Here is a 24,936-nt window from a genome sequence, read left to right as displayed (position 1 = left end):
CCGGAGGGGCACTTTACGTGGTGTAGGCCACGTAAGACAGGAACAGGCCCCATGCACCTACTTCATCTCGATTCATCGATCCAAGGCGACGCTTCGGTCAGCCGCACCATGTCCGCCGCGATTGTCGAACAGCTGAGCCGGTCGCACAGCGCGCTTGCGCTGTCCTACCGCGATCTCGGCGCAGAGCCGCTGCCCCACCTGACCCTGCCCGGCTTCGCCACGCCGGAGGCGACAGCCACGCTGGACGCGTTTCTTGCCGCCGATATCGTGGTGATCGGCGCCGCGATGTACAATTTCGGCATCCCGACACAGCTCAAGGGCTGGTTCGACCACATTCTGGTTTCGGGCAAGACCTTTCGCTATGGCGAGAACGGCGTCGAAGGCCTGGCTGGCACCAAGCGCGTCTTCGTCGCGCTGGCCCGCGGCGGTCAATATGCCGACGGCCCCACTGCGGTGATGGAGCATGCCGAAACGCATCTGCGCGCGATGCTGGGCTTCATCGGTATCACACAGCCCGAATTCGTGATCGCCGAAGGGGTCGCCTTCGGGCCAGACCAGCGGAATATGGCGGTCGCATCGGCGCTGGATCAGGTCGCGGCGATTCAGTGCGACATCGCCCCGGCATGATGCCGACGACGTAATCATACGGCGATAGGCGCGACGCCACACATTCCCGCCCGTTACGGCGTGGACGGTGTGGCGTCGGTAGCGTCCCGTCGAAAACAGTCCTGTTCAGGGTCGTTGACGATGCCAACCGCTTGCATCCAGGCATAGACCATCGTCGGGCCGACGCATTTGAAGCCCCACTTCCTCATGTCCTTCGAGATCGTTTCCGAAAGCGGCGAGGCGGCGCCCCACTCACGACCGGCGTTCTTGATCGACGCACCATTGGTGAAGGACCGGCAATAGTCCGCAAAGCTCTCACCGTGCTCGGCCATCTCGCAATAAATCCGTGCGCCACCGATCGCCGCAAATCGTTCTAACCGCACGATTTGGCGACCATCTCGACCTGTTTGCGGTATCGTTGTGCGGAACAGTATCCTTGGTTACCGGCACCCCGCGACGACGCACTCGACAGGCGTGGAAAGCAATGCTTCATCCGCTTGATCAGGCTTCGCGTATTCGAAAAGAGGCAAACGGGGGGCTGCCAGCTGGTATGCGGCTTGCGACGCACGTGCGATGCTTGCGGCATCGGTGTATGACACGGCATTGATGACCGTCAGGACCCCCTCGCGATACGTGATATTGTAGTTTGCGAGACCAGATCCGGAAGCATCGCGGCCAATGATCTTGTACAGGCCCGTGGCGGCCTCCGGCGCGCCGCCTGGGCTTGTCATCAGAAGCGACGACACGCTGTCTCCATTCACCAATCCGAATACGGTGAAACCGTTGAGCTGGGCGCTAAAGCCAAACCGTTTGGTTTCGTCCGCAGCCACGATCGTCAGCGCCGCCGGGGTGACCGCCAGCGTGCCGGCGGTGTAGCCGATCGTGTAGTTCGCCAGGCCGCTGCCGAGGGCGCCGGAGGCGGTGATGGCGTAGTTGCCGACACCCGCCGTCACAGGCGTGCCGGTGCTGGCGAGGCTCACGGACGTCACGCTGTCGGCGTTGAGCAGGCCGGTGACCTGATAGCCCCCCAGCGTGGTGGTCTGCCCGTAGATCTTGGCAGCGTCACCGGCCACGATCGTCAACGCCGCTGGAGTGACCGCCAGCGTGCCGGCGGTGTAGCCGATCGTGTAGTTCGCCAAGCCGCTGCCGAGCGCGTCGGACGCGGTGATGGCATAGTTGCCGACGCCCGCCGTCACGGGCGCGCCAGTGCTGGCGAGGCTTACCGAGGATACGCTGTCGGCGTTGAGCAGGCCGGTGACCTGATAGCCCCCCAGCGTGGTGGTCTGCCCGTAGATCTTGGCAGCGTCACCGGCCACGATCGTCAACGCCGCTGGAGTGACCGCCAGCGTGCCGGCGGTGTAGCCGATCGTGTAGTTCGCCAAGCCGCTGCCGAGCGCGTCGGACGCGGTGATGGCATAGTTGCCGACGCCCGCCGTCACGGGCGCGCCAGTGCTGGCGAGGCTTACCGAGGATACGCTGTCGGCGTTGAGCAGGCCGGTGACCTGATAGCCCCCCAGCGTGGTGGTCTGCCCGTAGATCTTGGCAGCGTCACCGGCCACGATCGTCAACGCCGCTGGAGTGACCGCCAGCGTGCCGGCGGTGTAGCCGATCGTGTAGTTCGCCAAGCCGCTGCCGAGCGCGTCGGACGCGGTGATGGCATAGTTGCCGACGCCCGCCGTCACCTGAGAGCCGGTGCTGGCTAGGCTTACCGACGTCACGCTGTCGGCGTTGAGCAGGCCGGTCACCTGATAGCCGCCGAACGAGGTGGTCTGCCCGTAGATCTTGGTGGCATCGCCGGCGACGATCGTCAGCGCCGCCGGGGTCACCGCCAGCGTGCCGCCGGTGTAGCCAATCGTGTAGTTCGCCAGGCCACTGCCGAGCGCGTCGGACGCGGTGATGGCATAGTTGCCAACGCCTGCGGTCACGGGCGCGCCGGTGCTGGCGAGGCTGACCGACGTCACGCTGTCGGCGTTGAGCAGGCCGGTGACCTGATAGCCGCCGAACGAGGTGGTCTGGCCGTAGACCTTGGCGGCATCGCCGGCCACGATCGTCAGCGCCGCCGGGGTGACCGCCAGCGAGCCGGCGGTGTAGCCGATCGTGTAGTTCGCGAGGCCGCTGCCGAGGGCATCCGATGCAGTGATGGCATAGTTGCCGACACCCGCCGTCACGGGGGCGCCGGTGCTGGCGAGGCTTACCGAGGATACGCTGTCGGCATTGAGCAGGCCGGTGACCTGGTAGCCCCCCAGCGTAGTGGTCTGGCCGTAGATCTTGGCGGCATCGCCGGCCACGATCGTCAACGCCGCTGGAGTGACCGCCAGCGTGCCGGCGGTGTAGCCGATCGTATAGTTCGCCAGGCCGCTGCCCAGGGCATCGGACGCGGTGATGGCGTAGTTGCCGACGCCGGCCGTCACCGGCGCACCGGTGCTGGCGAGGCTTACCGACGACACGCTGTCGGCATTGAGCAGGCCGGTGACCTGATAGCCGCCGAACGAGGTCGTCTGGCCGTAGATCTTGGCGGCGTCGCCAGCGACGATGGTCAGCGCCGCCGGGGTGACTGCCAGCGTGCCGGCGGTGTAGCCGATCGTATAGTTCGCCAGGCCGCTGCCGAGGGCATCCGATGCAGTGATGGCATAGTTGCCGACGCCTGCGGTAACGGGCGCACCGGCGCTGGCGAGGCTTACCGACGTCACGCTGTCGGCATTGAGCAGGCCGGTGACCTGATAGCCGCCGAATGTGGTGGTCTGGCCATAGATCTTGGCGGCGTCACCGGCCACGATGGTCAGCGCGGCGGGAGTCACTGCCAACGTGCCGGCGGTGTAGCCGATCGTGTAGTTCGCCAAGCCGCTGCCGAGCGCGTCGGACGCGGTGATGGCATAGTTGCCGACGCCCGCCGTCACCGGGGAGCCGGTGCTGGCAAGGCTTACCGAGGACACGCTGTCGGCGTTGAGCAGGCCGGTGATCTGATAGCCGCCAAGCGTGGTGGTCTGGCCATAGATCTTGGCGGCGTCACCGGCCACGATCGTCAGCGCCGCTGGGGTTACCGCCAGCGTGCCGGCGGTGTAGCCGATCGTATAGTTCGCCAACCCGCTGCCCAGGGCATCGGAAGCAATGATGGCATAGTTGCCGACGCCGGCCGTCACCGGCGCACCGGTGCTGATGAGGCTTACCGAGGACACGCTGTCGGCGTTGAGCAGGCCGGTCACCTGATAGCCGCCGAACGTCGTGGTCTGCCCGTAGATCTTGGTGGCATCGCCGGCCACGATGGTCAGCGCGGCGGGAGTCACTGCCAACGTGCCGCCGGTGTAGCCGATCGTATAGTTCGCCAAGCCGCTGCCGAGCGCATCGGACGCGGTGATGGCGTAGTTGCCGACGCCTGCAGTCACGGGCGCGCCGGTGCTGGCGAGGCTGACCGACGACACGCTATCGGCATTGAGCAGGCCGGTGACCTGATAGCCCCCCAGCGTGGTGGTCTGGCCATAGATCTTGGCGGCGTCACCGGCCACGATGGTCAGCGCCGCCGGGGTCACCGCCAGCGAGCCGGCGGTGTAGCCGATCGTGTAGTTCGCCAGGCCGCTGCCGAGCGCATCGGAAGCAGTGATGGCGTAGTTGCCAACGCCGGCCGTCACGGGCGCACCGGCGCTGGCGAGGCTTACCGAGGATACGCTATCGGCATTGAGCAGGCCGGTGACCTGATAGCCGCCAAGCGTGGTGGTCTGCCCGTAGATCTTGGCGGCATCGCCAGCCACGATCGTCAGCGCCGCCGGGGTCACCGCCAGCGTGCCGGCGGTGTAGCCGATCGTGTAGTTCGCGAGGCCGCTGCCCAGGGCATCGGACGCGGTGATGGCATAGGTGCCGACACCCGCCGTCACCGGCGCGCCGGTGCTGGCCAGGCTGACCGACGTCACGCTGTCGGCATTGAGCAGGCCGGTGACCTGATAGCCGCCGAACGTCGTGGTCTGGCCATAGACTTTGGTGGCATCGCCCGCCGCGATGCTGAGCGTGGCAGGGCTGACCGACAATTGGCCCACCCCGAGAAGATCGAGCCGATAGCCCGACGTCGACGTATCCAGCGTTCCGGCCTGGACATCGATCGTATAGCCGCTGCTCACGGCCGCGGTGCTCGCGGTGCCGGCCGAAGACAGCAAGGGCGCGCCGCTGCCGACCGCGATGGCGAGGCTGTCCCCAAGATACGCGCCGGCGACGCCGGCCATCAGGCCGGTCATCGTGAAATTGTTGGTGACGTCCGCCGTCGCTCCATAGACCTTCGTCGCATTGGTCGACGAGACCGAGAGCGTTGGCTGGAAGGCGAAGACATAGCGTTTGCCCGAAACGCCGACGGTCGCGAACGCCGCCTTGTTCCAGACGGCGGTATTGCCGCTGTCGAGCCCGCCGAAACGGTGCGTGGCGGCCGGCGCGGCAAGGAACACCCGCCAGGCGCCGTCGGACACATTCAACGCCCCCGCACCCGCATCGTTGAGGAAATTCCCGCCCGCCGCCAGCTCCGCGCTCGTCGCGGTGATGGTGCCCGTCAGGTTCAGGTCGGTCCCGCTGCTGGCGCGGAACGCCCCCGCGGTCACGGCGCCGAGCGTCAGCGCGCCACCGTCGGCGATCGACGTGGTGCCGCCGGTGAGGGTTACCGCCTGGCTGAAATGGTTGCCGGCCGTGGCCAGGGTTATCGCACCCGCGCCCGCATTGATGCTGCTGGTGCCGGTGACGCTCAGGCCGCTGGCAGTGGACTGGCTGATCGCCCCGCCGTTGCTGACCGCCTGCAGCGTGCCCGCTACCGTGCCGCTGCCGAGGTTCAGTGCGCCGTTGCTGGTCGCGCTCAGCCCGCCGGTGGACAGCGTCCCCAGAGTGAGCGCGCCGCTGTCGACAATCTGCGTGGTCCCACCGCTCAGGCTGACCGCCTGGCTGAAATGGTTGCCGCTGGTCGCCAGCGTGATCGCGCCGCTGCCCGCCGCCACATTGCTGGTGCCGGTAACGGTGAGCGGGCTGCCGGCGGACTGGCTGATCGCCCCGCCATTGCTGGTCGCCTGCAACGCGCCGGCCACGGTGCCGCTGCCGAGGTTGAGCGCGCCGGTGCTGGTCACGCTCAAGGCGCCGGTGGCGAGCGTGCCCAGCGTAAGCGCCCCGCCATCCACGATCTGGGTGGTGCCGCCGGCAAGGTTCACCGACGGGCCGAAATCATTCCCGGCTCGCGTGAGGGTGATCGCACCGCTGCCGGCACTTACGCTCGCAATGCCGGAAACGGAAAGCGCGCCCCCGCTCTGAGTGATCGCGCTGTTGGTGGATGTCAGCGCCAAGGTGCCGGTTGCGCTGACATTGTGGCCAAGGGTGATGCCGCTGGCGCCGCTGAGGCTCACATTGGCGCCGGACAGCGACGCCTGGGTGGCAAGGGCGCCGCCGCTGGACAGCGTAAGATCGGCGGAGCCGGTATTGATCGCACCGGCGGGCAAGGTGAGCGTTCCCGCCGCGATGAGCGACAGCACATTGTTGGCCCCCAGGGTCAGCGTGCCGATCGACAGATTGCCATTGGCTGCCACCCGCAGCGCACTGGCAGTGGCGCTGAACGCGCCGCCAAATGTATTGGCGGCATTGGTCAAGGTCAGCGCGTGGCCGCTCATCGACACGCTGGTCGCGCCGCCGACCGTCAGCGCGCCGGACTGGACAAGCGCCGCGCCGTTGGTGATCGAAAAATCCCCGCCGACGTTCAAGGCACCCAGCGCGGCAAGCTGGTTGGCGCCGGTAAAGGCGGCCGCCCCGCCGATGCTGCCGCTCAGCGTGCCGGCGGTATATGCACCGCTTTGTTGCACGCCCCGGTCGGTGCTCACGGCAATGGCGCCACTGCCCACATTGATGCTGCCCCCGCCGCCAATCCCGGTCTGGCTGGCCCCATTGGCGACGAGCGACACGCTCCCGTCGGCACCAGCCGAGATCGCCGAAGCGTTGATGACGCCGCTGTGGTTGATCAGCTGGTTGAACATGCCGCTTGCGGCGCGCGCCTGGAGCGAGACGGTGCCGCCGCGCGCGAGAAGGCTGCCGCTGTTATCGACGGCCAGGAGATCCAGCTGCAATTGCAGCGCCTTGTCGATCGCGACGGCGAACCCGCCGCTTTCGAAACTCAGCGTCACCTTGTCGGCGGCGACAAGATTGATCGCGCCCCCCGTGGCGGTGATCGTGCCGCTGTTGACCACTTTGCCGCCGATCAGCGAAACGCCGCCTGCGTTCGCGGTGATGGTGCCGCCGTTCGACATGAGCGCGACCGTATTGGCGCCCGCGTCCAGCACGTCGTTGCCGGACATGAAGTTGCTGGCACTGGTGCCCAGGGTGCTGGCAACCAGACCGCCGACATTCATGTTGGCGGTGCTGCCGAAGATCATGCCGTTGGCGTTGATCAGGAACACCTGGCCGTTCGAGTTCAGATTTCCGAAGATCTGGGTGGGATTGCCGCCCTGCACCAGGTTCAGGACCGCCGCTGTCGACGATGGCTGGTTGAAGGTGACGGTTGCCGCAGAGCCGATATCGAACGACGACCAGTTCAAGGCCATGCGCGCAGACGTCTGGTCGATGGTGAGGGTTGCCCCGCTCGGCGCGTTGATCGTGCCGGTTCCCCCGGCGATGCTGCCCCCGCTCGGCAGTTGCGTCGATGCGACCTGCGCCCGCGCGGCGGCGGGTGCCGCCGCCGCGGCCAGCGCGATCACCAGGGCCAGCGGGGCCCGCCCAAAGGCCTTGCTGGTAGAGCGGCGGCGTGCGGACGGCGAGGGGCGCAAGATGGCATGCATGACGCGATCCTTAAAAGGTGAAGCCGAGGCCGGCCCAGATCTGGGCAGCGCGGTCGGTGTTCGGATGGCGGCGCGTGGGAAGCGCCGCCGACAGGTTGAGCTGGACGCCCTGTTGGTAGGGCAGCCGGAATTCGAGGCCGAGCCCCGCCCCCTCGAAGATCGCCGGCAGTGCCCCGAGCCGGCGATTGCGCGCGACCGGCGACACCCGGCCCCAATCGTAAAATGCCTGGACCGTCAGCAGATCGCCCCAGCTGCGCCCGGCAAAGGGCGAAGGCGCCGATGCGAAGCCCGGCGCATCGACCTGATATTCCACCGTCGCCTGGACACCGCGATCCCCGAGTGCCGCCGAAAGCGTCGCCGAACGCACGCTCGTCGGCCCGCCGATCGAGAATTGCTCCAGCGGCGGGAGCGCATCATCGGTCACCTGGCCGTTGCCGCGCACGATCAGCCGATGGCCGGACGCAATCCCCTGGATGCGCGACAGCGACCAGCGGCCGCTCCAGAACTGGCTTTCGTGCGGGCTGAAGATCACATTTGCCGAGGACGAACCGTCGTGAATCGCCCGGCGAAGGCCGATCTGCGCGAAATTGACGGCATGGCTTTTGCGCTGGTCAGCGCGGACGGCCAGGCCGGCGTCGAGCACATCGAAACGATAGGAAGACAGGCGCAGCCCAAGCCCGTCGAGCTGCGAGGTTTCGTGGATATAGCGGCCGGACGCCTGCACCTTCAGGGTCGGGCGATTGATGAACTTCCAGTCGATCCCGGCATAGGCTTGCGTCGTCGGGCCATGGATATCCAGCGCGGCGAACGGCCCCGTCCGCAATTGCAGCTGGCTGCGCAGGAACCCCATGGTCGCGCTCAGGCCCGATGCGCGATCCAGCGGCAGCGTGTAGGATGCCGAACCCACCCAGCTGTTGCTCGGCTTCACGGAATAGGCGAAGCTCGCCGCCAGCACATCGCCGATGCCGAGCGGGCTGTAGAGCGTAATCCCCGCCTCGAACCGATAGCGCCCGATCGTTTCGGTGCCATAGTTGCTGGTGCCAAGACGAATAGCATAGGGCCGCGGATTGTCCTTGGCGACGAGGATGATGTCGGTCTCGCCCGGGTTTGCACCGGCGGTAAGCATCGGCGAAATCGTCACCCCGGGAAGATCGCGCGCATACAGGGTCGCCTGTTCCAGCGACTGGCGCTCCAGCGGCTGGCCGACCAGCGGCCGCAGCGTCGAGGCGATGACGGCGTCGCGGTAGCGCTTGCTGCCCTGAACCTTGATCTGCCCGACCTTGCCTTCGAGGATGCGGAGGGTCAGCGTGCCGCCGGCCGCGATATCCTGCGGGGGCACGATGGCAGTGGCAACGATAAGGCCGGCGCGGCGATACGCCTGAGTGACGCTGTCCGCGACCGCCTGGATCTGCACGAAGCTGAGCGCGGCGGGCAGCGCGCCATTCGCCTGATCCCGAAGCGCGGCATCGGCGATGCGCTGGATGCTCTCGGCGGTGATGCCGATCTCCGGGCGTGGCTGGAGATCGAGGATGCGGACGGCGGATACCGTGACGCGGGTCTCCGCTGGCGCGGCGGCGCCCTGATTCTCCGCGTCGATCGTCTGTGCGGCGCAAGGCACCGCGAAAACAGGTACCATAGCGGTGGCTACAGCTAAGACTCGTTTAAGTACGTGCACTGCTTGCTTTGCCCCCAACCGCAAGACTCGATTGGCAGCGATGCCAATGTGCCCTGCGTGATTTCCCCCGCGCGGCTGCGTAGCCTGCTCGGTCAGAAAATGCACGCGATCAAAATCTGGAATTGGTTCAGAAGAGTAGAGAGCTTTCCTGATGAAGCCGCGACGGTCCACGAACGAGAATTTCAGGACCACGCGGTGGGACTGGTCGTAACCAGTGGACGCCGGCACCGCGATCTGCGCTTGCGCCCCGACGTAAAGCCATTTTCATGCGCCGTCGGCCCAATGGGCCCATGCATCATTCGGACCGCGACGGCCAATATTGTTCCGTAGACTACGAGACCGAACCGCACCGCCACAGCGCATCTATCCACATGTCTAGAAAAGAAACTTTTTATGATGGGGCCACGCTCCGAGCGGCAGCTGTCGACCAGCTCAAGCCCTTCCGATCGAAGAGCCAGAGTGTCTGCCCACACCGGAACCGGCCATTCGTCCTGCCATATCCCCGCTATTTCATCCGTTTCGCCGGATAAGTGTTCGCACCGCGAACCAGCGCAAATCCGGTGATTGCGCCGTCGCTGCCGCGTTCGAAGCGGATCGACATGTCCTGTGCCGTCATGAAGAACGACGCCTTCGATTCCGCGAACAGCTCCATGCGTTTGGCCCCGAACAACTGGCTTTGAAAATACAGGCGGTCTCCTTCGGCGATGACGTGCGCGGGCAGGTCCAGCAGTTGATAGTCGCCCGCAACCTGCGCGTTGACCGCCGCGTCACCCGGAAGCGCGGCTTTCTCGACCACCTTGAAATCGGGCCAGCCATATTCGGCGGCAATACTGGACAGGATCTCCGCGATCAGCGCCGCGCCGGTATCGCTGTTGGTCATCACGATCGCGCCCTGGCCCGCCCGGGTGTACCCATATAGCTGGGAGCGGAAGCCCATGGTGCCGCCGCTATGGCTGAAGCTTGTCCGGTCGCCCAGCTTTTCGACGAAGAAGCCCAGCCCATATTCGCCCAGGCCGCGCGTCAGCATGGTGGTTGTCATCGCGCGCGACAATACAGCGTCGGACTTCCCCGCTTCCGCCTTCTGCACCTCGATCACCACGCGCGCCAGATCACTGGGCGTGGTCCACAGGCCTGCCGCGGCGGATTCCGGATAGTTGTGCCATCGGCCCGCAATGGCCGTGCCGGCGCCGTCATAGGCAGTGGCGGCCAGCGCGCGCCGGGTGTCAGGCAACGGCACGGCGAAACTGCTTTCGGACATTCCCATCCGATCCAGCACCGCCGCCTGCATGTATCGGTCAAAGGGCTGGCCGCTGGCTTCGCGCATCATGACCTGGACGACGGTGTAACCGCCTCCCGAGTAGCGCCAGGCGCTTCCCGGGACCAGGTCGACACGGACCGGATCGGAGTTGGCAGGTGGAACGCCGTCCAGCACCTGCACCAGCGTCGGAAGCGCCTGCCCCTGCGCGTAGCCCATGAAGCCGTGGACGGTGAGGCCGGCGCCGTGATTGAGCAACATGCGCAGGGTAATCGCCTTTTGGCGGGCAAGATCGTTCTGCGGAATCTTCCACGCGGTAAGCTGGCGGTTGGCCTCTTCGTCCAGCGACAATTTACCCTGCTCGACAAGGCGCAAAGCCCCGATGGCAGTGATTGCCTTGCTGATCGAGCCGGCCTGGAACAAGGTTTTTGTTGTCGCCGGCCGCTGACTGGCAATGTCGGCCATGCCATAGGCGCGCGCCCATTCGATGCGACCATTGTTGATCAAGGCGATGCTGACAGCGGGCACCTGATAAAATGCCATGCGCTCGGCCAGCGCCATCTTCTGATCCGGTGCGCCTTTGATCACCACGGGCGCCGAAAGCCCCTGCTCCACCCGACCGATTCTGGCTTGGACCGCAGAGGGTGGCACTTCGTCGGAAGCAGATGGACGGGTCCCCTGCGCGCTTGCGCACGGGCTCCACAGCAGGAGCGCTGCGCAGATCAACAACGAAGACTTTTTCATGCAGGATTTGCCACCGCAAGGAAAAGGCCGGGCGAGATGCGCGGCGCACCGCTTCGTTGCATCGCCTGTACGCATTGTCAAAGCAGCCCCGGCGCATGCTGTGTGCGCGTCAATCACCCCTTGCCGAAGCAGCCGGCAGGGGCCTGTTTTCGCCGAACCGAGCGGCTTGCCGCGATAAGTGAACACATGCGTCTTGTGTTTGTCGGCCTGCCGTTCGGCTTCTCCAGCATCGATCGCGCGGACGTTCCGATCTGATGTCCGCTCGTTCGCCCAGATGCGCGTTCCCCGAACAGGCCCGCTAATGCGAACGACTTGCAATTAATCTTCCGCCCGTCTAGTCGCCCCTGAAAAGAGGGACGCAAAATGAAAATTGCATTGGGCCTGGTGGCCGCTACCGGACTATGGGCAGGCGCCGCACACGCGCAGGACGTCGATGGCGACGGTCTGGGTGCGGAACGCCGTGACGAAATCGTGGTGACTGCTGCCCGCACTGTGCTGCCCGCCAGCGCGCTGCCGCTGACGGTGGACGTGATCGATCGCGAGACGCTGTCGCGTCAGGTGACCGTGTCGGGATCGGTCGTCGATGCGGTGTCCGCGCTCCTCCCCGCCTTCTCGCCGACGCGCGAAAAGATCACGGGCGTGGGCGAAACGCTGCGCGGCCGCTCGCCGCTCTATGCGATCAACGGCATTCCGCAGACCACACCGATCCGCGACGGCGCGCGCGATGGCTATACGATCGATCCGTTCTTCATCGACCGCATCGAAGTCATCTATGGATCGAACGCCCTGCAGGGGATCGGCGCGACCGGCGGCGTCGTCAATCAGGTGACCGCCCGCGCCCCTGCGCGCGACGGCTTCACCGGGCGCACGCTCCTCCAGGCGAACGCCGGGGACGATTTCTCCGGCGCGTCACTGGGCGGCAAGGTCGCAGGGCTGCTGAACTGGCGCGGCGGTCGCGTGGATGCGACGGCGGGCGTGGCGTTCGAGCGGCGGGGCGTGTTCCTCGACGGAGGCGGGCGCCGGGTCGGCTATGACGGCAACCAGAGCGAAATCCAGGACACCGACACGCTGTCCTTCTTCGGCCGGATCGGCATCGACCTGTCGGATACCGCCCGCCTGGAAGTGATCGCCAATCGCTTCGAACTGCAAGGCAACAACCATTATGTCCCGGTGGACGGCAGCCGGGCAAAGGGAATCCCCGCGACCACGCGGCGCGGCCAGACGCCGGGCCAGCCCTCGACCGGGCTCGCCGAAATGGTATCGGCATCGCTGACCGACGGCGATCTGGCGGGCGGCGCGTTCACGCTGCAGGGCTTTTACAACCGCACCAGCGACACCTTTGCCGGCGGCATCCTCGCCACGTTCCAGGACGCGGCGATCGCCCCGGTGGGCACGCTGTTCGATCAATCGCGCAACGTCTCGCGCAAGCTGGGCGGCAAGGTCAGCTATGAGCGCGCGGTTCCGGGTTTCGATGCACTGACGGTGACGCTGGGGTTCGACGCGCTGATCGATCGCACGGCGCAGTCGCTGGTGCAGACCGGCCGCAGCTGGGTGCCGCAGACCGATTTCCGCAGCCTGGCGCCATTCGCGCAGACCAACCTCAAGCTGTTCGACGGCATCGTCCGGCTGGCGGGTGGCGTGCGCTATGAGAACGTCCGGCTCGACGTGCCCGACTATACGACGCTGGCGACCTCCGGCTCGCGCTTCGTGACGGGTGGCAAGCCCGCGTTCGAGCGGGCGTTGTGGAACGGCGGAATCGTGCTGGAGCCGGTCAAGGGCGTCCGCGCCTATGGCAGCTATGCCGAGGGCTATACCATCGCCGATATCGGCCGGGTGCTGCGCGGCGTCAGCCAGGCGGGCGTGCGGATCGACGACTTCCTCGATCTCACCCCGGTGATCTCGAACAATCGCGAAGTCGGCGTCGAACTGGCGCAAGGCCCGCTGACCGCCAGTGCCACCTATTACTGGTCGTCGAGCGACGCCGGGCAGGTGCTGGTCCGCAACGATGACGGCATCTTCAACGTGGTCCGCCAGCCGATCGACATCGAAGGGCTGGAACTCAACCTGGATACCCGCACGCCGGTTCCGGGGCTAAAGGTCGGCGTCGGGTACAGCCATGTGACCGGACGGACCGACACCAATGCCGACGGCATTCTGGATGCCGACCTGGACGGGGCCAATATCTCGCCCGACCGGCTCAACCTCAACGCCGACTTCACCAACGGCGCGTTCAGCGCACGCGTGCAGGGCCGCTATTACCTGTCGCGCCGCTTCCAGGGGCAACCGATCGCCAACGACTTTGCGGGATACCAGCTGTTCGACGCCTATGTCGCCTACACGCTCTCGATCGGCCGGGTGATGCTGAGCGTCCAGAATATCGGGAACAAGGATTACGTCACTTACTATAGCGACACCCAGGGGCCGACCGACAACGCGCGCTTCTACACCGGGCGCGGGCGCAACTTCACGCTGAGCTGGCAAGCCGCCTTCTGATGCGCCTGTTGTCGCTGCTCCACCGGTGGGTCGGCGCGCTCATGGGCGCGCTGCTGGCGCTGCTCGGGCTGACCGGCGCGCTGCTGGTGTGGCGCGATCAATGGACGATCGTGCCCCATGCGGGCGATGCCGTCCGCCACGACCCGCAGGCACTGGCGCAGGTCGCGGACAGGCTGGCGCAGGCACCGGGGGGCGTGGATCGCATCACCTTTGCCGGGGACGGCCTGGGCGTGCACCAGGCCGTGTTCGCGGATGGCGGCGGCGCCTATCTGAGCCAGGCTGGCGAAACGGTGGCGCGCTGGTCCGCCGCGTGGCAGCGCCCAGAGCTGTGGCTGTTCGATCTCCACCACCGGCTTCTGCTCGGCGATGCGGGTGAGATTGCCAACGGCGTGGCGGGGCTGATCGGGCTGTTCTTCGTCGTCAGCGGCGTCGTGCTGTGGTGGCGGATGCGCGCCCGCTTCCGGCCCCGGCTGTGGCCGGCGAAGATGACGCCGGGGGCAATCGTCCACCACCACCGCGATATCGGCGTCCTGACCGCCCCCCTGCTGTTCCTGTCGATGCTGACCGGCGTGATGATGGTGTTGCCCGCTGTCGGGGCGCTCCTGCTCGCGCCGCTCGGCCACGAGCAAAAGCCGCGCGTGCCGACCGCGCCCTCCGCGCACAGGCTGCCCGCGCAGCCGGGCTTCGCCACGCTGTTCGCCGCCGCGCAAGCCCGCTTTCCCGACGCGGAGCCCCGCCGGCTCCAATGGCCGCGCAAGCCCGGCGCCCCGGTCGTACTGCGGTTGCGCCAGCCTTTCGAATGGACTCCGAACGGGCGGACGTTCCTCTATTTCGATCCGGCGACGATGGCGGTGCTGGGCGCCGCGGACCCGCGCGCCGGCAACGCGCATATGTGGCTACGCGAAAAGCTGTACCCGCTACACGCCGCCAAGGTCGGCGGCATCGCCTGGAAGCTGGCGATCACCGCGTCGGGCATCGCGCTGGCACTGCTCGGGAGCCTGGCGGTCTATGGATTCTGGCGAACGCGATGGAACGCCCGAGGCGCTGCCCGACGGAAGCGACGTGCGCTGACCGCATGATCCGCTGAACACGAAGCGTCGCCGCGATGGCCGGTCGACTTCACTCGCCACGGTCGGCGCCGATTCAGCGCGGGGCATGGCCGCCCACGGGGGCAACCCCATTGGCATGCCGCCGCCCCGAGCGCGCGCCGATCAAGCGCGCACAGAGGTGGCAAAAACGCGCGGCCTATGCCGATAGCGTCGCCGACGCCGCGACTGCATGGCGCCACCGCGCCATCAATGCGGTGCGATCGGCCCCGCCGGGCGAGGGATCGAAGCGGTCGGTGGCGACGGGGTCCCATCGGGCGGCGCCCAGCGTCTCGGCCGCGAGTTGCGCCACCCCGCGCGCACCCAGTTCCAGCTGGCGCGGTCGCAGCACCGGGCGATCGATCACGTCCGCCAGAATCTGCACGAGCAGGTCGTTCGCCGCCGCCCCGCCATCGACCGACAGCGTCTCCAGCGGCGCGCCCAGATCGGCGTCCATGGCAAAGACGATGTCGGCGATCTGAAGCGCGATCCCCTCCAGCACGGCCCGCGCGACATGCGCGGGGCTGGTGCCCAGCGACATGCCGCTCAACACACCGCGCGCCTCGGATCGCCAGTGCGGCGCGCCCAGCCCCGCCAGCGCGGGCACGAACGTCACCCCCTGGCTGTCCGTCACCTGCGACGCCAGCCGGGTCAGTTCGGCTTCGTCGCGCAGGTTGAGCAGCCGCACGGCAAAGGCCGCCGCATGGCCCGACACCGCGACATTACCCTCCAGCGCGTGGAACACCGCGCCCCCGCGCGCCCAGGCGATCGTGCTCCACAGGCCGTGCGCCGAATGCACGCGCCCCGCCGTGACGGCCATCAGCGACGATCCGGTGCCGCACGTCACCTTGGCCCGTCCCGGCGCGGCAAAGCCATGGCCGAGCAGCGCGGCGTGCGAATCGCCCAGCAGCACCTGGATCGGCACGCCACCGGGCACGCCGGCAGCGGCGGTCAGCCCGAACAGGTCGTCGGACGGCCGGATTTCCGGCAACACCTGCCGGGGCACGCCGAACAGCGCCAGCATCGCCGGGTCCCAGTCGAGCGTGTCGAGCGCCATCAGCTGCGTGCGCGACGCATTGCTGACATCGCTCACATGCCGCGCGCCTTGCGTCAGCTTCCAGACCAGCCAGCTGTCGATCGTGCCCGCACGCAGCAGCCCCGCCTCGGCCTTTGCCCGCACACCCGGCGTCTCGTCGAGCAGCCAGGCGAGCTTGGTACTCGGCGCCAGCGGGTCGATGCCGAGCCCGGTGGACGCCGTGATCTCCGCCGCATGGGGCACCACGGCGGCGCAGCGATCGGCAGTCCGCCGGCATTGCCAGCTGATCGCCGGCGCCACGGCCTCGCCGGTCTCGGCATCCCACAGCACGATCGTCTCGCGCTGGTTGGCGATGGCAAGTGCGGCGATCTCGGCGCCCGGCGTGGTGGCGATGACTTCGCCGATCGCGCCCGCGACGCTGCCCCAGATCGCCTCCGCCGATTGCTCGGCCCAGCCGGGGCGCGGATGCACCACGCCCAGTGGGTGCGATGCGCGGCCCAGCACCTCGCCGCTATCCGCCGCGAACAGCAGCGCCTTGGTGTTGGTCGTCCCCTGATCGACCGCAAGGATCGCCGCGCGCGCCATCAGCCGCGCTTGGCGATCAGTGCGCGCGCGGCGGCGGCAATCCCGTCGCGCGTCAGCCCGTGCTGCTCGAACAGCCATTCCGCCGATCCGGTCTGGAGGAATCCGGGGAAACCGAGAATGCGCATCGGCACGGGCAATTCCTCCACCACGACTTCCGCCACGGCAGCGCCCAGCCCCCCGCGCACGACATGTTCCTCGGCCGTGACGATAGCACCGGTGCCCGCTGCGGCAACGATCGCCGCGCGATCGATCGGCGATACCGTCGCCATGTTCACCACGCGCGCGGATATTCCCTCGGCCGCCAGCAGCGCGGCGGCATCCAGCGCGCGGTGCACCAGCGTGCCGCAGGCGATGATCGCGATGTCGCCGCCGTCGCGCAGCACTTCCGCCGCGCCGGCCGTGAAGCGCGCGCCCTCGGGCCGTTCCAGCGCGGGCACGGCCATGCGGCTGATCCGGATGAACACCGGCCCCTCATGCGCCGCGGCCCAGCGGATCGCCTCCGCCGTTTCCCACGGATCGGCGGGCACGATCACTGTCAGCCCCTTGAGCGGGCGCAGCCAGGCCAGGTCCTCGATGCTGTGATGCGTCGCGCCCAGCTCGCCATAGGCGACTCCGCTGGAGATGCCGCACAGCTTCACGTTGACGTTGCTATAGGCGATGTCCGCCTTGATCTGTTCGAGCGCGCGGCCGGTGAGGAAGCACGATGCGCCGCTCACGAACGGCACCTTGCCGCCATTGGCCAGCCCCGCGCCCACGCCGACCATGTTCTGCTCGGCGATGCCGACATTGATCAGCCGTTCGGGAAATTTGTCGCGGAACGCGTTGAGCTTGGACGAGCCGACCGAATCGTTGACCACCGCGACGATGCGCGGGTCCGCTGCGGCCAGCGCTTCCAGCGTCTCGACATAGGCGTTGCGGCAATCGAAGCCCTTGGCGGGGGATGCCGCGCTCATGCCGCCAGCGCCGCGTCGAGTTCGGCAAAGGCTTGCGCCAGTTGCGCGTCGCTGGGCACGCCGTGGTGCCATTTGGCCTGATGTTCCATAAAGCTGATGCCTCGTCCCTTGATCGTGTGGGCGATGATGCAGAGCGGCTTGCCGTTCGCACTGCGGGTTTCGGAAAGTGCCGCGAGAAGCGCTGCCGGATCATGCCCGTCGACTTCGGCGACGTCCCAGCCAAACGCCGCCCATTTGTCGGCCAGCGGCTCCAGCGCATTGGTATCCTCGGTCCCGGCCCCCTGCTGAAGCCGGTTGCGGTCGATAATGACGGTCAGGGTGCCCAGCCGGCGGTGCCCAGCGAACATCGCCGCCTCCCACATGCTGCCTTCCTGCAGTTCGCCGTCGCCGGTCAGCGCGAACACGCGGTAGCCCGCGCCATCAATCTGCCCCGCCACCGCCATGCCCACCGCCACCGGCAGGCCGTGCCCCAGCGGCCCCGTATTGGTCTCCACGCCGGGCAGGTAGTTGCGGTTCGGATGCCCGTTCAGCCGCGATCCCGGCTGCAGATAGGTGTCGAGATCGCTGGTCGGAAAATACCCCGAACCGGCAAGCGCGGCATAAAGGGCGCCGGTGCAATGCCCCTTGCTCATCACGAAACGGTCGCGCGCCGGGTCGTTCGGGCGGGTGGGATCGAAGCGCAGCACGGCGAAATACAGCGTCGCCAGAATGTCGGCGCACGACATGTCGCCGCCCGGATGCCCCTGTTTCGCGCGATGCGCCATCGTCAGCGCCTGGCGCCGGATCGCGTCGGCGCGGCGGCGAATCCCGGCCACGCGGGCATCCTCGATGCCTGCGGTTGCTGCTGCTCTCTCCATGCCCCGCCCTTACCCGACGCCCGCGTCGAATCGCAACCGAGTTTTTACGATTATCTTCGTTTACCTCCATTTCCGTTCGATTGATGGTTCATTCGTTGACAGTTCCCGCCCGCACCGCGTAGCGTTCCGCAAGAGACAAGCGGTAAGGAGCGAGGGGCGCTGGCCGCGCTCCAGCGGGAAAGCGATGCCTTGCGCGGCCATGCCGGAGCCGCGACAGGCGCCGCATCGCGCAGGGATTTGGAGACTGGCATGAACACACGAACCGGAACCCCCGGGCTGCTGGGCGAAGCCCGCCGCATGAAGATCCTCGAATGGCTCCAGGAAGAAGGCGCCGCCCGCGTGCGCACCCTCGCCGATGCCTTTGGGGTATCGGAAGTCACCGTGCGCCAGGATCTGGAGAAGCTGGAGGCCGAGGGCCATGTCGTGCGCGAGCATGGCGGCGCGTTCCTCAAATCCGTGACGCAACAGGTCCGCGCCATGGCGCTGCACCATATGGTCCATATGGACGCAAAGCGCCGCATCGGTCGCGCCGCCGCATCGCTGGTGCAGGATGGCGAGACGATCATCCTCGATTCCGGGTCGACCACCACCGAAATCTCGGCGCATCTCGCCACGCGCAGCGGGCTGACGGTCATCACCAACGCGCTCAACATTGCGCTCGCGCTGGGCGGCCTGCCCGGCTTCGACGTCCATATGCCCGGCGGCCATTTCAAGGCGCCGACGCTGTCGCTCAGCGGCGAGCGCTCGGGCGACTATTTCAGGGGCCTGTTCGCGCAAAAGCTGTTCCTGGCCACTGCCGCGGTGTCGCTGGACGCGGGGCTTACCTTCCCCTCGCTGTCCGACATCACGGTGAAGCGCGCGATGATCGAATCCGCCGCCGAAGTGATCCTGGTCGCCGACAGCAGCAAGATCGGCCACCGTTCCTTCACCTCGCTGGGCGGCATCGAGCTGGTCCACACGCTGGTGACCGACGACGGCATCCGGGACGAGGACCGCGCAGGGTTCGAGGCGGCGGGGGTAAAGCTGCTCATCGCCTGACACGCATCTGCGGCCAGGCGGGGCACAACCCGCCGGCCGCTTCTTTCACGCGCCGCGACGACGCGGGGCGCCACCATCGAGAGGACTGACTATGGCAAGCGAACAGAAGTTCGGCGCAGGCATCTGGCATTTCGCGACCTATGTGGATCGCTATGCGACCGACGGCTATGGCCCGCCGCGCTCGCTGATCGAGATGATCGACATGGCCGGCGAAGTCGGCGACCTGTCGGTGGTCGACATCAACTATCCCTTCCCCGGCGGCGAGACCGATTTCGCGGCGGTCGAGGCGGCGCTGGCGCGCAACAAGCTGTCGGTCATCGGCATCACCCCCGAAATCTACACCCGGAAATTCGCCAAAGGCGCCTTCACCAATCCCGATCCGGGCATCCGCCGCGAAGCCCATGCGATGGTGACCGAGGCCGCCGGCGTCGTGCGCCGCTTCGGCGCCAATTACGTGAAGCTGTGGCCGGGCCAGGATGGCTGGGACTATCCCTTCCAGGTCGATCATGGCGATCTGTGGCGGATGAGCATGGACGGCGTCGGCCTGCTCGCGCAGGAAAATCCCGACCTGAACTTCGTGATCGAATACAAGCCACGCGAGCCGCGCAACCATATGAGCTTCGACAGCGTGGCGCGCACGCTGCTCGGCATCGAAAAGATCGGGCTGCCCAATATCGGCATCCTGCTCGATTTCGGCCACGCGCTGTACGGCGGCGAGAGCCCGGCGGATTCGGCGCAGCTGGCGATCGACCATGGCCGGTTGTTCGGCATGGACGTGAACGACAATCTGCGCGGCTGGGACGACGACATGATCGCCGGATCGGTGCACCCGATCGAGCTGTTCGAATTCTTCTACACGCTGCGCAAAAATAAGTGGGAAGGCGTCTGGCAGCTCGACCAGTTCCCCTTCCGCGAGGACTGCGTCGGCGCCGCCAAGAGCGCGATCGGCTTCCTCAAGCATATCGAAAAGGCGCTCGACCGGCTCGATTTCGATGCGATGCGCGCCGCCCAGGCAAAGCAGGACGCCGTCGAAGCGCTGCGCCTCGCCCGCGAAGCGCTGTTCGCGAGCTGATGCCCCCTCAGGGCAATTGCATTTGAACGCAAGTCCCCCTCACCCGTCCGCCGCTTCGCGGCACTCTCCCTCTCCCCTTGTGGGAGAGGAGTACCGGGTGGACAGCGCCCCGCGCTGTCCAGGCCATGCCGGGGGCATGGCCGACCCGATACTGGGCCCGCCGCCGGAGGCGGTGGGAAGGGTGAGGGGGACGAACAGCCATATACGATTGCCCTGCCCCCGCCCGGCACCGGCCCCTCGCATAGGAAAAAATACGCCGTCATCCTGACGAAAGTCAGGATCCATTCGATGCTACGCTTGCGGCTTTTGCTGCAACGGAGCGGCAATGGATCCCGGCCTGCGCCGGGATGACGGAATTTATGGTAGCCCGAATGCCATGTGCGATGGCCCCGTCCCGGCTCAACGCGGGCGGTCGAACACTGCGATGTCGATGCTGTCGCCCATCGCCCGGTACCCGGCTTCGCTCGGATGGATATGGTCGCCGGAATCATAGGCCGGCAAAAGCTGTAGCGGCGCGGCGGGATCGCGGACCGCCCGGTCGAAATCGATCACCTCATCCGCCTCCCCCGCCGTGCGTATCCAGCGATTGACCGCCTGCCGCTGCTCCTCGCGCGCCTCGGTATAGGAGGTCGCGCCCTTGAACGGCGTCAGCGTCGCCATCACCACGCGGATGCCGGCGGCGTGCGCCCGCGCGATGATCTGGCGATAGCCGGCGATCAGGTCTTCCACGTCCAGCGGCGGGTTCTTGCCGAACAGCGCGCTCGATCCGCCATTGCCGATGTCGTTGATCCCCTCGAACAGCACGACATGACACACGCCCCGCACGCGGGCGACGTCGCGGTCGAACCGGGCCAGCGCGCCCTTGCCCCAGCTGGTGGACAGCACGCGATTGCCGCCGATGCCCGCATTGACCACCGCCAGCGCCGGCCGGTTGCGGTCGGCGGCGATGCGTTGCCCCAGCCGCTCCGGCCAGCCGTGCAGCTGCCCCAGCGCGGGCCGGTTGCCGTCGGTAATCGAATCGCCAAGCGTGACGATCACGCAGGGCGGGCGGGCGCTGCGCACCAATGCCCCGCTGACCGGCGGCCGCCCGATGATCGTGTCGGCGCCCGCCAGCGCCACCGCCATCGTCTGGTCGCCCTCCCCCATCGCCATCGCCGCGTTGCCGAAAGCCTGGAGCTTCAGCCCCTGCGGCACATGCACGCTGACCACCAGTTCGCCCATCGCCCGCACCGGCAGGTCGACGGGATCACTCAGCACCGGCGCGCCCGGCGCAATCGTCACCCGCGCGGCACCGCCGAAGCGCAGGCCGCGCAGCGTGCCCGGCTTTGCAGCAAAGCCCTCGCCCGCCAGCCCGATGCTCGCCGCCGCCACTGTCAGCGGCGCAGTGCCGTCTTCGTTCGACAGCCGGATGCGCACCTGCCGCCCGCCGGTCGCGACCGCGAAGCGAAACCGCAGCGTGCCGGTCACCGGGGGCCGGTCGCGCAGCCGCTCGCGTGCTTCCGCCGGCAGTTGCAGATCCTTGGGAATGACGAAGTCATACGCCGCCGGACTCGATTGAAAGGCATCGACCCACGCCTCGCGCGCAGCGTGCACGTCCTGCGCCGCAGCACCCGGCACCGACAGCACCAGTGCGGCACCCGCCAGCCGTGCGAACATCATGCCGACACCTTCACCAGCCGCACCGCGATCCACGGCTTGCCCGGCAACTTTACGACGGGCCGCGCGGGATCGTGCACGTCATAGTCGTCCTTGCGCGCCATGCGAAACACGCCCTCCACCGGCGTCACGGTCATGTTCCACGTATCGATGATGTCGGCGCGATAGCTCTGCAGCGCCTCCGCCCCGCGTCCGGGCAGCACCACCGGCCACTCGGTCGGCCGCGCGGCCCCGAAATAGCGCAGATACCAGGCGTTCTGCTGCCCGCCGAGATGGTAGTTCCACCATGCCTGGATCGGCTCGACGCCGGGCACCGGGCCTTCCTCCATGATCCGCCGCAGGAAGGCGAGGCGCGGCGCGCTCTGCCCGCGCAGGCTGCCGCCCTGCCCCAGCCACGAACTGTCGGCATTGCCATCGTCCGCGAACGTCTCGCTATGTCCGACATAGCACCCGCCGACCAGCCCGTGCCAGAAACGCTGCACCATGTCCTCGCCGCGCAGATTGCCCCATCGCTTGGCGATATTGCCTTCGTAGACCACTTCGTCGAACACCACCGGCTTCAGTGCAAAGGCGCGGTGCAGCTCGGCGCGCAGATCGTCGAGCACGGCGGCGCCATTCTGGACGCTGGCATGGGTGATCCACGGCTTGCGATGGTCGTAATAGGTGTTGATCTGGTGGATCGAGCGGAGCCGGTCGTGCGGGTCGGCGGCGACCAGCAGCTGGAACAGATGGTCCCAGTCCGCCATCGTCTTGCTCTCGATATTGTCATACTCGTTCGCCATCGACCACCAGACGTTGCGATACGCGCCGAAGCGCGCGGCGACGTAGCGCAGATAGCGTTCGTCATCGGCGCGGCGCATGTCCGAATAGCCGCGCGCCGCGTCATAGGGGTGGTACAGGATCACATCCGCCTCGATGCCCAAGGCACCCAGCCGCCGGATGCGATCCTCATAGCGGCGGAAATAGGCGGGATCGAACCGCGCCGGGTCCCAGTCCTTCGGCCCGTCGCCGGTGCGCGCAAAGGGCCGGGTTGCAACCGAGGGCACGTTGGGAAAGACCAGCATCCGCATCTTGTTGAACGGCGCCGCCGCCAGCGTGCGCAGCGTCTCGGCGCATTTCGCGTCGGATTGCAGCGCCCAGCTGTAACAGGTCGTGCCGATCTGGCGGAACGGCGTGCCATCGGCATAGGCGAAGTGATAGCCGTCCTTCGACACGCGCACCGGCCCGCGATTGCCCGCACCGGGCGCGACGGCGGTGAAGCCGTGTTCCTGCCCGTCAAGCGAGGGGGCGCTGCTCTCGGTCCGGCACTGCCAGCGCCCGGTGTCGGGCGGGCTGAAGCGGATGCGGTACACGCCCTCGCCGTCATAGAATCCCGGCACGCGGAAGCGCTTGCCCGCACTCTCGAACACCGCCGCGAGCGCGACGTCGGCGAAGGGATTGCCCGCCTGCGGGCCGTGCAGGACCAGTTCGAACACGCCCCAGCGCTCGACCGTGGCGGGCGGCGCGGCGCCGCTGGCCATGGCGGGCGCGGCCGCCGCACCGCCGATCGCCGCCGCCTGCGCCAGCATGGTGCGTCGCGTGATCTCCATCGAACCCTCTCCCATTTTTTATCGTATTATTATCTTACTAGAAACCGTGCACCCCGCAACCGTCCCCGCCCGGCGCAAAACGGGCGCCGGAAGCGCTTGCCCCGGCCTTCGCGCGACGCTAGGCTCTGCGTCAAATAATACTATCATATGCTATTAAGGGAGGGGAGCGCGGCCATGGCCAGCACCAATGCGCAGGACAAGGACGATTGGCGGAACACGATCCTGGCCGGCCTTGCGAATTACATCGATGCGGGCTCGATCGTCGCCGGATCGGCGGCGCTCGCGCTGTGGCAAGAGGCGTATCATCTCACCACCGACACCGTCGGGCTGATCGGCGCGTTCGGCCCCAACGCAATCTCCGCCGGCGTCGGCGCGCTGATCGGCGGGCGGCTGTGCGACCTGTTCGGGCGCAAGAAGATCTACCAGTACGACATGCTGTTCTACGCCTTCGGCATGCTGTGGCTGGTGTTCGCGATGAACGCCTGGATGGTCGTGCTCGGCTTCTTCCTCGTCGGCCTCGCGGTGGGCGCAGACATCCCCGCCTCCTGGTCGATCATCGCCGAGATGGCGCCCAAGGGAAAGCGCGGCAAGCATAGCGGCGTGGCGCAGGTGCTGTGGTATCTGGGCCCGGTCGTCGTGCTGCTGATGTTCCTGGCGCTGACGCCGCTCGGCCTGCTCGGCGCGCGGATCGTGTTCGCGCACCTCGCCCTGCTCGCGATCGGGCTCACTTTCCTGCGCTCGCGGATGCACGAATCGCCTCGCTGGCTCGAAGCGCAGGCGGCGACCGAAGGCACCGCCCGGATCGAACCCGCCAAGATCAGCGCGCTGTTCGCGCCGCGCTATCTCGGTTCGATGGCGTTCCTGATCGGCATGTACGGCATGTGGAATCTGTGGGCGGGAACCAACGGCTTCTTCTTCCCCTATATCCTGCGCACCGTCGGCGATGCGAGCCAGGCGACGGCAGTCGCGGTCCAGACGCTCAGCTTCCTGATCGGGATGCTGTCGATCTGGGGCGTGTTCATGCAGTTCGCCGATCGGCTGAACCAGCGGACGATGTTCCTCGTTTCGGCGGTGATCCAGGTCGTCGGCATGTCGCTGCTGGCGCTGTTCCCGCTCACCCTGCCGCTGGCGATCCTCCACGTCTTCCTGATGGCATTCGGCCAGGGCTTTGGCGCGCAATCCTTCTTCCAGCTTTGGAGTTCGGAGATGTTCCCCACGCTGCTGCGCTCGACGGCACAGGGGCTGATGTTCGCGGTGGTGCGCATCGGCCTGGGCATCTGGAGCTTCTTCGTCCCCGTGCTGACCGCCACCGGCTTCACTACGCTGGCGTGGATCCTCACCGGCTTCCTCGCGGCCAGCGGCATCATCGGCATGCTCGGCGCGCCCCGCAACGAAGGCAAGTCGCTGGAGGAACTGGAAGCCAAGCTGCAGGCGTAAAGCCCGGCCCGCGCGCGCCTGTCCGGTCGGGCGCGCGCGGCACCGACATCAAGCCTCTTGCCCCCGGCAACGG

The 24,936-nt window shown here is 67.3% G+C and carries 15 protein-coding genes; 6 read left to right on the top strand and 9 right to left on the bottom strand.

The features are described from left to right. Positions 1–51 precede the first annotated feature (51 nt). A complete protein-coding gene (locus tag ACG3SL_RS05175) occupies positions 52–627 on the top strand; it encodes an FMN-dependent NADH-azoreductase (RefSeq protein WP_448664076.1) in 576 nt (191 codons plus the stop codon). 53 nt (positions 628–680) lie between these two features. Here the strand turns inward: ACG3SL_RS05175 and ACG3SL_RS05170 are convergent, their stop codons facing one another. The 4 genes from ACG3SL_RS05170 to ACG3SL_RS05155 form a co-directional block, all read right to left on the bottom strand. Then, on the bottom strand, positions 681–989 hold the full coding sequence (locus ACG3SL_RS05170) for a DNA-3-methyladenine glycosylase I (RefSeq protein ID WP_448664075.1): 309 nt from the start codon (positions 987–989) through the stop codon (positions 681–683). Between the two features lie 57 nt (positions 990–1,046). Beyond that, positions 1,047–7,388 carry an MBG domain-containing protein gene (locus ACG3SL_RS05165; RefSeq protein WP_448664074.1) on the bottom strand — a complete coding sequence of 2,114 codons (6,342 nt, stop codon included), beginning with the start codon at positions 7,386–7,388 and terminating at the stop codon, positions 1,047–1,049. A 10-nt stretch (positions 7,389–7,398) separates the two neighbouring features. Next, positions 7,399–9,024 (bottom strand): ShlB/FhaC/HecB family hemolysin secretion/activation protein, encoded by a 1,626-nt coding sequence (locus tag ACG3SL_RS05160; RefSeq protein ID WP_448664073.1) that lies wholly within the window; start codon positions 9,022–9,024, stop codon positions 7,399–7,401. A 544-nt stretch (positions 9,025–9,568) separates the two neighbouring features. Next, positions 9,569–11,380, bottom strand: a complete 1,812-nt coding sequence (locus ACG3SL_RS05155; protein ID WP_448664072.1) for a serine hydrolase domain-containing protein — start codon at positions 11,378–11,380, stop codon at positions 9,569–9,571. Positions 11,381–11,425: 45 nt separating this feature from the next. Here ACG3SL_RS05155 and ACG3SL_RS05150 point away from each other — a divergent pair, with 45 nt between their 5' ends. Both ACG3SL_RS05150 and ACG3SL_RS05145 read left to right on the top strand, forming a co-directional pair. Beyond that, on the top strand, positions 11,426–13,555 hold the full coding sequence (locus ACG3SL_RS05150) for a TonB-dependent receptor (protein ID WP_448664071.1): 2,130 nt from the start codon (positions 11,426–11,428) through the stop codon (positions 13,553–13,555). Beyond that, positions 13,555–14,634 carry a PepSY-associated TM helix domain-containing protein gene (locus ACG3SL_RS05145; RefSeq protein ID WP_448664070.1) on the top strand — a complete coding sequence of 360 codons (1,080 nt, stop codon included), beginning with the start codon at positions 13,555–13,557 and terminating at the stop codon, positions 14,632–14,634. The genes ACG3SL_RS05150 and ACG3SL_RS05145 overlap by 1 nt, the downstream gene beginning before the upstream one ends. 166 nt (positions 14,635–14,800) lie before the next feature. Here ACG3SL_RS05145 and ACG3SL_RS05140 read toward each other — a convergent pair whose 3' ends face one another. From ACG3SL_RS05140 to ACG3SL_RS05130, 3 genes are read right to left on the bottom strand one after another with little or no spacing between them, the layout of a single operon-like run. Beyond that, positions 14,801–16,261, bottom strand: coding sequence for an FGGY family carbohydrate kinase (locus ACG3SL_RS05140; RefSeq protein WP_448664069.1), 1,461 nt, complete (start codon positions 16,259–16,261; stop codon positions 14,801–14,803). Then, positions 16,261–17,214, bottom strand: a complete 954-nt coding sequence (locus tag ACG3SL_RS05135) for a transketolase family protein (protein ID WP_448664068.1) — start codon at positions 17,212–17,214, stop codon at positions 16,261–16,263. The genes ACG3SL_RS05140 and ACG3SL_RS05135 overlap by 1 nt, the downstream gene beginning before the upstream one ends. Then, positions 17,211–18,071 (bottom strand): transketolase, encoded by an 861-nt coding sequence (locus ACG3SL_RS05130; RefSeq protein ID WP_448664067.1) that lies wholly within the window; start codon positions 18,069–18,071, stop codon positions 17,211–17,213. Before ACG3SL_RS05130 ends, ACG3SL_RS05135 begins: the two co-directional genes overlap by 4 nt. Before the next feature lie 249 nt (positions 18,072–18,320). Here ACG3SL_RS05130 and ACG3SL_RS05125 point away from each other — a divergent pair, with 249 nt between their 5' ends. Both ACG3SL_RS05125 and ACG3SL_RS05120 read left to right on the top strand, forming a co-directional pair. Next, positions 18,321–19,109 (top strand): DeoR/GlpR family DNA-binding transcription regulator, encoded by a 789-nt coding sequence (locus tag ACG3SL_RS05125; protein ID WP_448664066.1) that lies wholly within the window; start codon positions 18,321–18,323, stop codon positions 19,107–19,109. Between the two features lie 91 nt (positions 19,110–19,200). Next, positions 19,201–20,181, top strand: coding sequence for a sugar phosphate isomerase/epimerase family protein (locus ACG3SL_RS05120; RefSeq protein ID WP_448664065.1), 981 nt, complete (start codon positions 19,201–19,203; stop codon positions 20,179–20,181). A 399-nt stretch (positions 20,182–20,580) separates the two neighbouring features. Here the strand turns inward: ACG3SL_RS05120 and ACG3SL_RS05115 are convergent, their stop codons facing one another. Together ACG3SL_RS05115 and ACG3SL_RS05110 are read right to left on the bottom strand one after the other, a co-directional pair. After that, positions 20,581–21,840: an SGNH/GDSL hydrolase family protein gene (locus tag ACG3SL_RS05115; protein WP_448664064.1), complete on the bottom strand. Its 1,260-nt coding sequence runs from the start codon at positions 21,838–21,840 to the stop codon at positions 20,581–20,583. Next, positions 21,837–23,426 (bottom strand): DUF5060 domain-containing protein, encoded by a 1,590-nt coding sequence (locus ACG3SL_RS05110; RefSeq protein WP_448664063.1) that lies wholly within the window; start codon positions 23,424–23,426, stop codon positions 21,837–21,839. The genes ACG3SL_RS05115 and ACG3SL_RS05110 overlap by 4 nt, the downstream gene beginning before the upstream one ends. 174 nt (positions 23,427–23,600) lie before the next feature. On the opposite strand from ACG3SL_RS05110, the gene ACG3SL_RS05105 reads away from it, so the two are divergent. Further along, positions 23,601–24,863, top strand: coding sequence for an MFS transporter (locus ACG3SL_RS05105; RefSeq protein ID WP_448664062.1), 1,263 nt, complete (start codon positions 23,601–23,603; stop codon positions 24,861–24,863). The last annotated feature ends 73 nt before the right edge of the window (positions 24,864–24,936 follow it).

The sequence above is a fragment of the Sphingomonas degradans genome, assembly GCF_053502645.1.
The sequence above is the reverse complement of the archived record's forward strand: the minus strand, read 5'-3'. Positions and strand labels throughout refer to the sequence as shown.